The following is a 13,763-nucleotide window of genomic DNA, read 5'->3' on the forward strand; positions in this document are numbered from 1 at the left end:
CAAGCGGTTCTCGTCACATCGACAGGATGGCCATCGTCAGTCTGACGCTAAGCGGCTATCATAGATAACGTCAGATAGACGAGAAGGCCTGCACCGACTGATCGGCCGCACAGAAGGGCACCCGCCCGTGACCACCACCATCACCGAGACCTACGGCGTCGACCCCACTCCGACGCCGCTCGCTCTGCTGCTGCTCGGCCGTGAGGCCGACCCGAACAGCGAGCGCGGCGTCGAGTGCCCCGGCGACCTCCCCGCCGCCTCCGACCCGGACCTCGTCGCCCGGGCCCGGGCCGCCAAGGAGGCACTCGGGGAGCGCGTCTTCATCCTCGGCCACCACTACCAGCGCGACGAGGTGATCGAGTTCGCCGATGTCACCGGCGACTCCTTCAAGCTCGCGCGCGACGCGGCCGCCCGCCCGGAGGCCGAGTACATCGTCTTCTGCGGTGTGCACTTCATGGCCGAGTCCGCGGACATCCTCACCGGTGACGCCCAGCAGGTCGTCCTGCCGGACCTCGCGGCGGGCTGCTCGATGGCCGACATGGCCACCGCGGAGCAGGTCGCCGAGTGCTGGGACGTCCTGGCCGACGCCGGCATAGCCGACGTCACCGTCCCGGTCTCGTACATGAACTCCTCCGCCGACATCAAGGCCTTCACCGGCAAGCACGGCGGCACCATCTGCACCTCGTCCAACGCCCGGCGGGCCCTGGAGTGGGCCTTCGAGCAGGGGCAGAAGGTGCTCTTCCTGCCCGACCAGCACCTGGGCCGCAACACCGCGGTGCGCGAGATGGGCCTCTCGCTGGACGACTGCGTGCTCTACAACCCGCACAAGCCGGGCGGCGGTCTCACCGCCGAGCAGCTGCGGAACGCCAAGATGATCCTCTGGCGCGGCCACTGCTCGGTGCACGGCCGGTTCTCGCTGGACTCGGTCAACGACGTCCGCGAGCGCGTGCCGGGCGTCACCGTGCTGGTGCACCCCGAGTGCAAGCACGAGGTCGTCGCGGCCGCCGACATGGTGGGCTCGACCGAGTACATCATCAAGGCGCTGGACGCCGCCGAGCCCGGCTCCAAGTGGGCCATCGGGACCGAGCTGAACCTGGTCCGCCGGCTCGCCAAGGCGCACCCGGACAAGGAGATCGTCTTCCTGGACCGGGCGGTCTGCTTCTGCTCCACGATGAACCGGATCGACCTGCCGCACCTGGTCTGGGCGCTGGAGTCGCTGGTCGAGGGCCGGGTGCCGAACGTGATCCGGGTCGACCCGGAGACCGAGAAGTACGCCAAGGCGGCGCTGGACCGGATGCTCGCCCTGCCGTAGTCCGCCGCACGCCGAAGGGCGGGCCCCTCCTCGCGGAGGGGCCCGCCCTTGCGTCTGGCGCGAGACGGCGGCTACTACTCGGGAAGGCCGGGGATCAGGCCGTCACCCTCGGCCCGCAGCAGCTGCCGAACCTGGTCGATCGTCGCGTCGGCATCCGGGAGGATCAGGTCGGAGGGCTCCAGCGAGGCGTCCGGCAACGGGGTGCCGAACTCCTTGACGGCGCCCAGCAACTCCCCGAGCGCTCGACGGAAATGCTCTTCGTCCCCCGACTCCAGTGCGACGAGAAGCTCTTCGTCGAGCTTGTTCAGCCGGTTGAGATGGGCGTCGCCCACCTCGAACTGGCCCTCGCCCATGACCCGCATGATCATGCCGTGCGTCTCCCGGTTCGTGGGGTGAAGCTCAGGTCACTTGTTGTAGTTGATCCGCGGGCTGTCCGGCTGGGCGTCCTGCGGCTGCGCCTTGCCCGGCTCGATGGCCTGCGGACCGGAGGCCGGCGAGCCACCCGTCAGTTCGGCCTTCATCCGGGCCAGCTCCAGCTCGACGTCCGAACCGCCGGCGACCCGCTCCAGCTCCGCCTCGATGTCGTCCTTGCGGCCGAGCCCGCTGGCGTCGTCGAGCGCGCCGGAGGCCAGCAGCTCGTCGATCGCACCCGCGCGGGCCTGCATCTGGGCGGTCTTGTCCTCGGCCCGCTGGATCGCCAGACCGACATCGCCCATCTCCTCGGAGATGCCCGAGAAGGACTCGGCGATCCGGGTCTGCGCCTGGGCCGCGGTGTAGGTGGCCTTGATCGTCTCCTTCTTGGTGCGGAAGGCGTCGACCTTGGCCTGCAGCCGCTGGGAGGCGAGCGTGAGCTTCTCCTCCTCCGCCTGGAGCTGCTGGTACTGCACCTCCAGATCGGTGATCTGGGACTGCATGTTCGCCTTGCGGGTCAGGGCCTCGCGCGCGAGGTCCTCCCGACCGAGCGAGAGCGCCTTGCGGCCCTGGTCCTCGTACTTGGCGGACTGCTGCTGCAGCTGGGTCAGCTGGAGCTCCAGGCGCTTGCGCGAGGTGGCCACGTCCGCGACGCCGCGACGCACCTTCTGCAGCAGCTCAAGCTGCTTCTGGTACGAATAGTCGAGCGTCTCACGGGGATCCTCCGCCCGGTCCAAGGCCTTGTTCGCCTTGGAGCGGAAGATCAGCCCCATACGCTTCATGATTCCGTCGCTCATGGGCCTCGGGTGCCCCCTTCTCCGGCCTGCGGTCTCTATCTCGTTACCAGACACGACGAGTGTATGTGCAGCGAGCCCCTCGCCGCAGTGCACCTGCCTGCAACAAGACTGCTACAGAGATCCCCGCGGCGGCCTCATCCCCCGGGTGGATCCGTCCCTCATCCCACCCACCGTCCACCGGAGTGATCCCCTACGGGACGCCCCCCGGAAACCCGGTCCGGGCCCGGACCGGCACGATCGATATGCGTTTGGGTCCGAGGGCACCCGTGGAAGCGGCCGCGCACCCCGTACGCTGGTGGTGTGTTCCGACGCCGTTCAGATGATGCCGCTGCCTCCGCCGCCGTGCTGGAGAAGCAGGACGAGACGACCCAGACCCGCGACCCGCAGGCGAAGAAGGGCCGGCCCACGCCCAAGCGCAGTGCGGCCGAGGCCAACCGGCGCACCCGGGTGACCGTGCCCAAGGACCGCAAGGAGGCCTCCCGCCAGGCGCGCGAGCGCATGCGCAGCGAGCGCGAGAAGCAGCGCACCGCGCTGCTGGAGGGGGACGAGCGGCACCTGCCGGCCCGTGACAAGGGCCCGGTGCGCAAGTTCACCCGCGACTACGTGGACGCCCGCTGGTCGCTCGCCGAGTTCTTCCTGCCCGCCGCCGTGGTCATCCTGGTCCTGAGCATCGTCAAGGTGCCGGCCCTCCAACTGCTCTCCACCCTGCTCTTCCTGGCCTTCTTCGTGCTGGTGGTGCTGGACTTCGTCCGGCTCGGCTTCGGACTGCGCAAGCAGCTCACCGAGCGGTTCGCGGGCCAGAACACCCGCGGCGCGGTCGCCTACGGCCTGATGCGCATCCTGCAGATGCGCCGGCTGCGCCTGCCCAAGCCGCAGGTGCGGCGCGGAGAGAAGCCCTGACCGCCGAACCGGTGGACTCCGGCTGGGCCCCTCCCGCCTGGGAGGGGCCCGGCCTGTACGCGCTTCCGGGCCAGGGCGACGGCGGCCACGACCGGATCGCCCAGGAGCGCCGGCTGCCCTCGCGCAGCGGCTCCTTCGCCGGCGGCGCCGGCCCGTGGCTGGAGCGCCTCGGCGGCCTGCGCAACCTCGTCCGGCAGGAGCTGGTCACCCGGCAGCTGGCCGAACAGCTGGCCGGCCGCGCCGAACAGCGCGTCCTCGACATCGGCTGCGGCCAGGGCACCCAGGCGCTGCGGCTGGCCCGGGCCGGCCACTACGTCACCGGGATCGACTCCGACCCGGTCGCGCTCGGCGTCGCCCAGGGGGCGCTGGCCGAGGAGCCGCCCGAGGTGCGCGGCCGGATGCAGCTGCTCAGCGGCGACGGCCACCAGTGCGGGCGCTGGTTCGGGCCGCGCAGCTTCGACGTGGTGCTCTGCCACGGTGTCCTGATGTACCTTCCGGACCCGGACCCGATGATCGCCTCGCTGGCCCGGCTGCTGGCCCCCGGCGGGCTGCTCTCGCTGCTGGTGCGCAACCGCGACGCGCTGGCCCTGCGGCCCGCCGCCGCCGGGGACTGGCGGGCCGCCCTGCACGCCTTCGAGAGCGACCGCTACTACAACCGGCTCGGACTCGCCGCCCGGGCCGACCGGATCGCCGACCTCGCCGTCACCCTCTCCGAGGTGTCCGTGCCGCTACGGCACTGGTACGGCGTACGGGTGTTCACCGACAACGCGCCCGACGACGCGACGCCGCCGGTGGACGGCCGGCAGCTGGCCCAGCTGCTGGAGGCCGAGGAACGGGCCGGCCGCACCGATCCGTACCGGCAGGTCGCCGCGCTGCTGCACGTCATCGGGGCCAAGTAGCCGTCATTTCGGGCGCTCGCCTCCGGGACGCTCGACCCGGTGCCGACGGTCGTCGCTCCAGGGCCCCTCTCCCCCAGCCCTCGGCCGGGGGACCCGTCTCGGGGCCTCCTCGCGCTCTCCCTCTCGGCACCGGCGCGCCCCTTCGGCTCGGCGCGGCCTCTCCCGTCGGCGGGGGAACCGGCTCAGGCCTCGTGCAGGCTCATCGAGTAGATCTCCCGGCCGTCGTCGAGCAGGACCGCGGTGTCGACGCCGTCATCGGCCAGCTGCTTCCAGCTCTCCCCGATCCAGGTCTCGGCGTCCCCCTGGCCGGCGAACTCCTCCTCCTGGCCGCCGCTCGGGGCCACCACGGCGCCGTCCGCCTTCTCGTACCGCCACGTCCAGACCATGCCCGGCTCCTCCCACTGACGACCTGTGCGCTGCCTGTGTGCTGCGCACCTTAGCCTGCCCGGCCCGATCTTCCGTATGCCTGGCGGGGACCGCGTTGTCATGCCCGACGGGGACCGGGTCGTCGTTCCCGGCGGCGCCGCGCCGGCCCGACGGCCCGCCCCGGCCGGGTCGGCGCGGCGCCGCCTTGGCAGGATGGCCGTATGGCAGCCCACCCCGCACTTCCCCGCACCCTGGTCCTCGGCGGCGCCCGGTCCGGCAAGTCCACCAAGGCCGAGCAACTGCTCGCCCGGTACCCGGACGTCCTGTACGTGGCCACCAGCGGCAGCCGGGACGGCGACACCGAGTGGGCGGGGCGGGTCGCGCTGCACCGCGACCGGCGGCCGGCGAGCTGGCGCACCGCCGAGACCTGCGACCTGGAGGCGGTGCTGGCGGACACCGCCGACCCGGCGCCGGCCCTGATCGACTGCCTGGCGCTCTGGCTGACCGCGGTGATGGACGAGTGCGGCGCCTGGGACGACGCGGTCTGGGCGGACGGCGGCGAGGCGGCGGTCCAGCGGCGCTGCGAGGCGCTCGCGCGCTCCTGGGCGGCCACCGGACGCCCGGTGATCGCGGTCAGCAACGAGGTGGGCATGGGCGTCGTCCCGGCCACCGCCGCGGGGCGCCGCTTCCGGGACACCCTGGGCCGGCTGAACATGGCGGTGGCCGACGCCTCCGAGCGTGTGCTGCTCGTCGTGGCGGGGCAGGTTCTGACGGTCAAGCCCGCCGCAGGCTGAACATCCGCGGCGTGTAGCCTTCCGACCGATGGACACGACCGTGGATCTCGATACGTTCTCCTCGCTCGTCGAGCGCCCCGACGAGAGCGCCCGGCGGGCCGCCGAAGAGCGCTGGCAGGCGCTGGACCGGCCGCGCGGCGGGCTCGGCCGGCTGGAGGAGCTGGGCAGTTGGCTGTCGTCCGTGCAGGGGCGCTCCCCGGTGCGGCCGCTGTCGGCGCCCAAGGTGCTGCTGTTCGCCGCCGACCACGGGGTGGCGGCCCTCGGGGTGTCCCGGCTGCCCGCGCGGGGCGGCACGGCCGCCCGGGTGCGGTCGGTCCTGGACGGCACCGCGCCGGTCGCCCTGCTCGCCCGGCGCTTCGGTGCCGAGGTGCGGGTGGTGGACGTCGCGGTGGACGCGGACCCGTCCGACTTCCCGGCCGAGGTCGTCGCGCACCGGGTGCGGCGCGGCTCCGGCCGGATCGACACCGAGGACGCGCTGAGCGCCGAGGAGACCGTCAAGGCCTTCCGGGCCGGGATGGCCGTCGCCGACGAGGAGGCCGACGCCGGTACCGACCTGGTGCTGCTCGGCGACCTCGGGGTCGGCGCGACCACGGTGGCGGCCGTCCTGGTCGGCGCGCTCTGCGGGACGGACGCGGCCGCGGTGACCGGGCGCGGTTCGGGCATCGACGACCGGGTCTGGATGGTCAAGTGCGCGACCGTGCGGGACTCGCTGCGCCGGGCCCGACCGGTCCTCGGCGACCAGCTGGCCCTGCTCGGCGCGACCGGTGGCGCCGACTTCGCGGCGATCACCGGCTTCCTGCTGCAGGCCGCCGTGCGCAAACTCCCGGTGGTGCTGGACGGCGTGGTCTCCGCGGCCTGCGCGCTGGTCGCGCAGCGGATCGCGTTCCGGGCGCCGGAGTGGTGGCGGGCCGGGCAGTCCACCGGCGAGCCGGCCCAGGCCAAGGCCTACGACCGGCTCACCCTGACGCCGCTGCAGGAGCAGGAGATCACCATGGGCGAGGGCGTCGGCGCGCTGATGGCGCTGCCGCTGCTGCAGGCCGCGGCGGACGCCCTGGCCGAGCACACGCCCGCCCCGATCCTTCCGGCAGTGCCCAAGGAGCAGCCGAAGCTGCCCTCGGCGGCGGAGCTGCTCGGCCGGGTCTGACCTCATGGCTTCGCCCGACGGCCGGGCGCGGCAAGGCCGTCGCGGAGCGCGGCACAGTACGGGGCCGCGCCCCGACGTACGGAGTGAGGAGCGGCGGGCCATGCGGGACGGGTCACCGGAGGCGCCGGCCGGCTGGGGCGACGGGCTGCGGTTCGCGTTCGGCACGCTCTCGGTGCTGCGGGTCCGGGTCGAGCGGTGGGACCGCCCGACGGCGGGCCGGGCGATGACCGCGGCGCCGGTGGTCGGCCTGGTGCTCGGGGCACTGGCCGCGGCCGCGGGCGCCTCGGTGGCCTGGCGCGCGGGCGGACCGCTCGGCGCGGTGGCCGCCGTCGGCGCCCTGGCCGCGCTGACCCGGGGCCTGCATCTGGACGGTCTGGCCGATGTCGCCGACGGCCTGGGCAGCGGCAAACCGGCGCCGGACGCACTGCGCGTCATGAAGCAGTCCGACATCGGGCCGTTCGGCGTCCTCACGCTGGTGCTGACGCTGCTGGCCCAGGTCGCCGCGCTGGCCGGACAGTTCGACGCCTCGCCGGGCCGCGGCGCGCTCGCGGTGCTCGCCTCGGCGACGGCCGCGCGGTGCGCGCTCGCCTGGGGGTGCGCGCGATCGGTGCCGGCCGCCCGGCCGGGTGGGCTCGGCGCGATGGTGGCGGGCACCGTACCGCCGGGCGCGGCGGTCGCGTCGACGGCCGGCGCCGCAGCGCTGCTGACCGCCCTCGGCCTGCTTGACGGATGGTCAGCCCTGCGGCTGCCACTGGCCGTTGCGATCGGCCTCGGCTGCTCCTGGCTGCTGCTGCGGCGCTGCGTACACCGGTTCGACGGCATCACCGGGGATGTCCTCGGCGCGATGGCGGAGACCGCCGCGACCGGCACACTGGTCGCCCTCGCGCTCCTGGACTGAGGCCCACCGCGGGTCCCCGGACCGGACGGTGGGACACCGGGCGGCGCGTGATCCCAGCATGCGGACTACCATGCGGGGAGCACCGCAGCCCTGCACCGTCGCAGGTCCGCCCGGCCGTCGCGCGTCGAGGAGCCGGGGCTTCTGGTGTGTGCGGCCGCCGCGACCGGTGGACGCACGCGCCAGGGGCCCCGGACCCGGCCCGCTCCGGCCGGACGGCCCGCAGTGGCGGCCCCGGGCTGCGCCGGTGCGGCAGCCGTGCCGTCACCGGTGCCGTGGACCGCGATAGAACAGGACGCATTACGTGACTGCATTGTCTGTGAGCACCTCCTCCGCCGCCTCGCTGCGCGCGGACGCGCTGGTGATCGGTGTGGCGAAGGGCCCGAAGGGCATCGTGCTGGCGCCGGGCGCCGACGCCGTGGGCGAGGCGTTCGAGGGCAAGCTGGCCGAGGTCCTCACCACCCTGGGCGCGACCGGCGCCGAGGGCGAGGCCGTCAAGGTCCCCTCCCCCGCCGGCCTGAAGGCCGCCCTCGTGCTCGCGGTCGGCCTCGGCGAGGCCACCGACGGCGGCTACGGCCTGGAGACGCTCCGCCGCGCCGCCGGTGTCGCCGCCCGCACCCTGACCGGCAGCAAGAAGGCCGCGCTGGCCCTGCCGGTCGAGTCCGCCGACGAGGTCGAGGCGGTCGCGCTCGGCGGTCTGCTCGGCGCCTACTCCTTCGGCACCTACAAGGGCAACGGCAGCGCCAAGGAGCCGGTCGGCGAGCTGGTGCTGCTGACCGCCCGCAAGGGCAGCAAGGACGCCAAGGCCGCCGTCGAGCGCGCCCAGGTCGTCGGCGAGGAGATGAACCGCGCCCGCGACCTGGTCAACACCGCGCCGAACGACCTGAACCCGAAGGGCTTCGCCGCGATCGCCCAGGCCGCCGGCAAGGAGCACGGCCTCAAGGTCGAGGTGCTGGACGAGAAGGCGCTGCTCAAGGGCGGCTTCGGCGGCCTGCTCGGCGTCGGCAACGGCTCGGCCAACCCGCCGCGGCTGGTCAAGGTGGCCTACACCCACCCGAAGGCCAAGGCGAGCCTGGCGTTCGTCGGCAAGGGCATCACCTACGACTCGGGCGGCATCTCGCTCAAGCCGGCCGGCCACAACGAGACCATGAAGTGCGACATGGCCGGCGCCGCCGCGGTGTTCGCCGCCGTCGTCTCCGCCAAGCGCCTGGGCCTGGCCGTCAACGTCACCGCGTGGCTGGCGCTGGCCGAGAACATGCCGTCGGGCACCGCCACCCGTCCGGGTGACGTGCTGCGGATGTACGGCGGCAAGACCGTCGAGGTGCTGAACACCGACGCCGAGGGCCGTCTGGTGCTCGCCGACGCCATCGTGCGGGCCGGCGAGGAGAAGCCGGACGTGATCGTCGACGTCGCGACGCTGACCGGCGCGATGATGCTGGCGCTGGGCAGCCGCACCTTCGGCGTGATGGCCAACAACGACGAGCTGCGCGAGACCCTGCACACCGTCGCGGGCGAGGCCGGCGAGCAGTCCTGGCCGATGCCGCTGCCGGCCGAGCTGCGCAAGGGCATGACCGAGTCGACCATCGCCGACCTCGCCAACATGGGCGAGCGGATGGGTGGCGGCCTGGTGGCGGGCCTGTTCCTCAAGGAGTTCGTGGCCGAGGGCATCGACTGGGCCCACCTGGACATCGCCGGTCCGGCCTTCCACGAGGGCGCGCCGTTCGGCTACACCCCCAAGGGCGGCACCGCGAGCGCGGTGCGCACCCTGGTCCGCTTCGCCGAGCGGACGGCGGCGGGCGACAAGGCCTGATCCGGGGTCCGGACGGACGGGGTCCCGCGCGCTCGCGCGGGGCCCCGTCCGCGTTCCCGGCGCGGGCCGCCCCGGCGGACCCGCCCGCGGCGCTGTTACCCGCGGGTAGAAAGCCGGACCCCGCCCGCACCCGTGTTCGCTGCGGGCGAAACTTTGTTCCACAGTGCGGAACCAAGCGTGGCCCGGCCCGCCCAAAACCCCTCCCCCGCCGCTGTCAACCCCGCGCTGAGCTGGGATGATGCCCTTCCGTCGGGGGCATTCCCGCCCCTGTGACCACCCTGTGGGACACCCCTGGGGTGGACCCGGACATCAGCTGCCGTGAACAAGTGCGAAGATGTATTTCCGGCACGACTGGGCGCCTCACAAAGGCTTCCGACCCACCGGACCGCGACCGGCCCGGCGACCCACCCCATTGCATGGAGGACGTGACGTGGCGAACGACGCCAGCACCGTTTTCGACGTAGTCATTCTCGGAGGCGGAAGCGGCGGTTACGCCGCGGCGCTCCGCGCCGCTCAGCTGGGTCTGAGCGTCGCCCTGATCGAGAAGGGCGAGCTGGGCGGCACCTGCCTGCACCGCGGCTGCATCCCGACCAAGGCGCTGCTGCACGCCGCCGAGATCGCGGACGAGACGAAGGAGGCCGCCGAGTTCGGCGTGCTGGCCACCTTCCAGGGCATCGACATCAACGGTGTCCACAAGTACAAGGACGACGTCATCGCCGGCCTGTACAAGGGCCTGCAGGGCCTGGTGGCCTCCCGCAAGGTGACCTTCATCCAGGGCGAGGGCAAGCTCTCCTCGCAGACCTCGGTGGACGTCAACGGCCAGCGCGTCGAGGGCCGCCACATCGTCCTCGCCACCGGCTCCGTGCCGAAGTCGCTGCCGGGCCTGACCATCGACGGCGACCGCGTGATCTCCTCCGACCACGCGCTCAAGCTCGACCGCATCCCGAAGTCCGCCGTGATCCTCGGCGGCGGCGTGATCGGCGTCGAGTTCGCCTCGGTCTGGAAGTCCTTCGGCGTCGAGGTCACCATCGTCGAGGCGCTGCCGCACCTGGTCCCGCTGGAGGACGAGAACTCCTCCAAGCTGCTGGAGCGCGCGTTCCGCAAGCGCGGCATCAAGTTCGAGCTGAAGGCCCGCTTCTCCGGCGTCGAGTACACCGAGACCGGTGTGCGCGTCTCCACCGAGAACGGCAAGCAGATCGACGCCGACCTGCTGCTCGTCGCCATCGGCCGCGGCCCGGTCTCGGCCGGCATCGGCTACGAGGAGAACGGCGTCGCGATGGACCGCGGCTACGTGCTCGTCGACGAGTACATGCGCACCAACGTGCCCACCATCTCCGCCGTCGGCGACCTCGCCCCGACCCTGCAGCTGGCCCACGTCGGCTTCGCCGAGGGCATCCTGGTCGCCGAGCGCCTGGCCGGCCTCAAGGCCGTGCCGATCGACTACGACGGCGTCCCGCGCGTGACCTACTCCAACCCCGAGGTGGCCTCCGTCGGCATCTCCGAGGCCAAGGCCGTCGAGCTGTACGGCAAGGAGAAGGTCGTCACCCTCAAGTACAACCTGGCCGGCAACGGCAAGAGCAAGATCCTGAAGACCGCCGGCGAGATCAAGCTCGTCCAGGTCAAGGACGGCGCCGTGGTCGGCGTCCACATGGTCGGCGCCCGGATGGGCGAGCAGGTCGGCGAGGCTCAGCTGATCTACAACTGGGAGGCTCTGCCGGCCGAGGTCGCGCAGCTCATCCACGCGCACCCGACCCAGTCCGAGGCCCTGGGCGAGGCGCACCTGGCGCTGGCCGGCAAGCCGCTGCACGCGCACGACTGATCGCGCCCCACACCCCCCATTCCAGTACGCAAGACTTGATAGGAGTCGCTGAAACCATGGCGGTCTCAGTAACACTGCCCGCGCTGGGCGAGAGCGTTTCCGAGGGCACCGTCACCCGCTGGCTGAAGGCCGAGGGTGAGCGTGTGGAGGTCGACGAGCCGCTGCTCGAGGTCTCCACCGACAAGGTCGACACCGAGATCCCGGCCCCGGCCTCGGGCATCCTGGCCTCGATCAAGGTCGGCGAGGACGAGACCGTCGAGGTCGGCGCCGAGCTGGCGATCATCGATGACGGCTCCGGCGCCCCGGTCGCCGCCCCGGCTCCGGCCGCCGAGGCCGCGCCGGCTCCGGTCGCCGCCCCGGCCCCGGTCGCGGAGGCGCCCGCCGCTCCCGCCCCGGTCGCCGAGGCTCCGGCCGCTCCGGCCGCCGCTCCGGCCGCCGACGCCACCCCGGTACTGCTGCCCGCGCTGGGCGAGTCGGTCACCGAGGGCACCGTCACCCGCTGGCTGAAGGCCGAGGGTGAGACGGTCGAGGTCGACGAGCCGCTGCTCGAGGTCTCCACCGACAAGGTCGACACCGAGATCCCGTCGCCGGTCGCCGGCGTCGTCGTGAAGATCCTGGTCGGCGAGGACGAGACCGCCGAGGTCGGCGCCCAGCTCGCGCTGATCGGTACCCCGGGTGCGGCCGCCGCCGCTCCGGCTCCGGTGGCCGCCCCCGCCCCGGTCGCCGCTCCGGCCCCCGTGGCCGCTCCGGCTCCGGACGCCGCTCCGGCTCCGGCTCCGGTCGCTGCCCCGGCCCCGGTTGCTGCTCCGGCCCCCGTCGCCGCGCCGGCTCCGGTCGCTGCCCCGGCCCCGGTTGCTGCTCCGGCCCCCGTCGCCGCGCCGGCCCCCGTCGCCGCGCCGGCTCCGGTCGCCGCTCCGGCCCCCGTCGCCGCTCCGGCTCCGGTGGCCCCGGCCGCTCCGGTCGCCGCCGCGCCGGCCACCGACAGCGGTGACGCCTACGTCACCCCGCTGGTGCGCAAGCTCGCCGCCGAGCAGGGTGTCACCCTGGCCTCCGTCACCGGCACCGGTGTCGGCGGTCGCATCCGCAAGCAGGACGTCATCGCCGCCGCCGAGGCCGCGAAGGCCGTTCCGGCCCCCGTCGCCGCCGCCCCGGCCGCCGCGCCGAAGGCCGCCGCCGCGCCGTCCCCGCTGCGCGGTCAGACGGTCAAGATGACCCGCATGCGCAAGGTCATCGGCGACAACATGCTGAAGGCCCTGCACGAGCAGGCCCAGCTGACCAGCGTGGTCGAGGTGGACGTCACCAAGATCATGTCGCTGCGGAACAAGGCCAAGGACGGCTTCCTCGCCCGCGAGGGCGTCAAGCTGTCCCCGATGCCGTTCTTCGTCAAGGCCGCGGCCCAGGCACTGAAGACCAACCCGGTCGTCAACGCCCGGATCAACGAGGCCGAGGGCACCATCACCTACTTCGACACCGAGAACATCGGTATCGCGGTGGACTCCGAGAAGGGTCTGATGACCCCGGTCATCAAGGGCGCGGGCGACCTCAACATCGCCGGCATCTCCAAGAAGACCGCGGAGCTGGCCAGCAAGGTGCGCGGCAACAAGATCACCCCGGACGAGCTGTCCGGCGCCACCTTCACCATCAGCAACACCGGTTCGCGCGGTGCGCTCTTCGACACCGTGATCGTCCCGCCGAACCAGGTCGGCATCCTGGGCATCGGCGCGACCGTCAAGCGCCCGGTCGTCATCGAGGCCGACGGCGGCACCGCCATCGGCATCCGTGACATGACCTACCTGTCGCTCTCCTACGACCACCGCCTGGTGGACGGCGCCGACGCCGCCCGCTACCTGGTGGCCGTCAAGGAGATCCTGGAGGCCGGCGAGTTCGAGGTCGAGCTCGGCCTGTAGGGAAGCGGCCGCAAGGCAGCCCACGGCAGTACGGAGCCCCGCGTCGTCCCAGGACGGCGCGGGGCTCCGCGTGTGCGTCCCGCCCCGTCGGCGGCCCCGCGGGCCCGGGTGGCGGGCCCGATGCCGCCCGCGTTTCGCCGGGCCCATCGCATGCGATCGCGCGGGCGAACAGGGATGCTTGAGCGGTGATGGACGAGACCGACTTCTGGCAGATCATCGACGACACCCGGGAGGACGCCGAGGGCGACCCGGACGAGCAGGCGGAACGGCTGGTGGAACGGCTCGTCCAACTGACGCCGGACGACGTCATCGACTTCGCCCGGCTCTTCGAGGCCCGGTTCCAGCGCGCCTACCGCACCGACCTGTGGGGCGCGGCCTACCTGTTGCTGGACGGCGCCTCCGAGGACTCCTTCGACTACTTCCGCTGCTGGCTGATCGGCCAGGGGCGGGAGGTGTTCGAGGGCGGGCTGCACGAGCCGGACGACCTGGCCGACCTGCTCCCCGACTTCGACGAGGAGGAGGACGGCGAGGCCGAGGACCTGGGCTACGCGGCCGACGAGGCGTACGAACAGCTGACCGGGCTGCCGCTGCCCGAGGTGGGCGAGCGGCAGCCCGCGCGGCCGGCCGGTGCCGCCCTGGACTTCGACGACCCGGACGCCATGGCGAAACGGTTCCCCAAGCTCTGGGAGCGTTACGGGGACTGACCGAC

At 73.1% G+C, this 13,763-nt stretch carries 13 protein-coding genes; 10 read left to right on the forward strand and 3 right to left on the reverse strand.

The window, feature by feature from the left end:
- Positions 1 to 127: 127 nt before the first annotated feature.
- Complete coding sequence (gene nadA, locus ACIQTO_RS06805) at positions 128 to 1,312, forward strand: quinolinate synthase NadA (RefSeq protein WP_402383826.1); 1,185 nt, start codon at positions 128 to 130, stop codon at positions 1,310 to 1,312.
- Positions 1,313 to 1,386: 74 nt separating this feature from the next.
- On the opposite strand, the gene ACIQTO_RS06810 is transcribed toward nadA, so the two are convergent.
- Together ACIQTO_RS06810 and ACIQTO_RS06815 are read right to left on the reverse strand one after the other, a co-directional pair.
- Positions 1,387 to 1,680, reverse strand: a complete 294-nt coding sequence (locus ACIQTO_RS06810) for a hypothetical protein (protein ID WP_402383829.1) — start codon at positions 1,678 to 1,680, stop codon at positions 1,387 to 1,389.
- 36 nt (positions 1,681 to 1,716) lie between these two features.
- Positions 1,717 to 2,520 carry a PspA/IM30 family protein gene (locus tag ACIQTO_RS06815; protein WP_380579624.1) on the reverse strand — a complete coding sequence of 268 codons (804 nt, stop codon included), beginning with the start codon at positions 2,518 to 2,520 and terminating at the stop codon, positions 1,717 to 1,719.
- 300 nt (positions 2,521 to 2,820) lie between these two features.
- Here ACIQTO_RS06815 and ACIQTO_RS06820 point away from each other — a divergent pair, with 300 nt between their 5' ends.
- Positions 2,821 to 3,420 (forward strand): DUF3043 domain-containing protein, encoded by a 600-nt coding sequence (locus tag ACIQTO_RS06820; protein WP_380579622.1) that lies wholly within the window; start codon positions 2,821 to 2,823, stop codon positions 3,418 to 3,420.
- A 200-nt stretch (positions 3,421 to 3,620) separates the two neighbouring features.
- On the forward strand, positions 3,621 to 4,319 hold the full coding sequence (locus ACIQTO_RS06825; protein WP_402384268.1) for a class I SAM-dependent methyltransferase: 699 nt from the start codon (positions 3,621 to 3,623) through the stop codon (positions 4,317 to 4,319).
- A gap of 182 nt (positions 4,320 to 4,501) precedes the next feature.
- Here the strand turns inward: ACIQTO_RS06825 and ACIQTO_RS06830 are convergent, their stop codons facing one another.
- A complete protein-coding gene (locus ACIQTO_RS06830; RefSeq protein WP_402383832.1) occupies positions 4,502 to 4,705 on the reverse strand; it encodes a hypothetical protein in 204 nt (67 codons plus the stop codon).
- Between the two features lie 201 nt (positions 4,706 to 4,906).
- On the opposite strand from ACIQTO_RS06830, the gene cobU reads away from it, so the two are divergent.
- From cobU to ACIQTO_RS06865, 7 genes are all read left to right on the forward strand, one after another.
- Positions 4,907 to 5,479 carry a bifunctional adenosylcobinamide kinase/adenosylcobinamide-phosphate guanylyltransferase gene (cobU, locus tag ACIQTO_RS06835; RefSeq protein WP_402383835.1) on the forward strand — a complete coding sequence of 191 codons (573 nt, stop codon included), beginning with the start codon at positions 4,907 to 4,909 and terminating at the stop codon, positions 5,477 to 5,479.
- Between the two features lie 28 nt (positions 5,480 to 5,507).
- Positions 5,508 to 6,623 (forward strand): nicotinate-nucleotide--dimethylbenzimidazole phosphoribosyltransferase, encoded by a 1,116-nt coding sequence (locus ACIQTO_RS06840; protein WP_402383837.1) that lies wholly within the window; start codon positions 5,508 to 5,510, stop codon positions 6,621 to 6,623.
- A 100-nt stretch (positions 6,624 to 6,723) separates the two neighbouring features.
- The gene (locus tag ACIQTO_RS06845) at positions 6,724 to 7,521 is read left to right on the forward strand and encodes an adenosylcobinamide-GDP ribazoletransferase (RefSeq protein ID WP_402383840.1); all 798 of its coding nucleotides are present in this window, start codon (positions 6,724 to 6,726) and stop codon (positions 7,519 to 7,521) included.
- A 301-nt stretch (positions 7,522 to 7,822) separates the two neighbouring features.
- Complete coding sequence (locus ACIQTO_RS06850) at positions 7,823 to 9,328, forward strand: leucyl aminopeptidase (protein WP_402383842.1); 1,506 nt, start codon at positions 7,823 to 7,825, stop codon at positions 9,326 to 9,328.
- A gap of 430 nt (positions 9,329 to 9,758) precedes the next feature.
- Positions 9,759 to 11,147, forward strand: a complete 1,389-nt coding sequence (gene lpdA / locus ACIQTO_RS06855) for a dihydrolipoyl dehydrogenase (protein WP_402383845.1) — start codon at positions 9,759 to 9,761, stop codon at positions 11,145 to 11,147.
- A gap of 56 nt (positions 11,148 to 11,203) precedes the next feature.
- Positions 11,204 to 13,054 (forward strand): 2-oxoglutarate dehydrogenase, E2 component, dihydrolipoamide succinyltransferase, encoded by a 1,851-nt coding sequence (gene sucB, locus ACIQTO_RS06860; RefSeq protein ID WP_402383847.1) that lies wholly within the window; start codon positions 11,204 to 11,206, stop codon positions 13,052 to 13,054.
- 188 nt (positions 13,055 to 13,242) lie between these two features.
- Entirely contained in the window at positions 13,243 to 13,758 is a 516-nt protein-coding gene (locus ACIQTO_RS06865) for a DUF4240 domain-containing protein (RefSeq protein WP_402384271.1), read from the forward strand.
- Positions 13,759 to 13,763 lie beyond the last annotated feature (5 nt).

The organism is Kitasatospora sp. NPDC091207, from assembly GCF_044768625.1.
In the GTDB taxonomy this organism is placed as follows: Bacteria; Actinomycetota; Actinomycetes; order Streptomycetales; family Streptomycetaceae; genus Kitasatospora.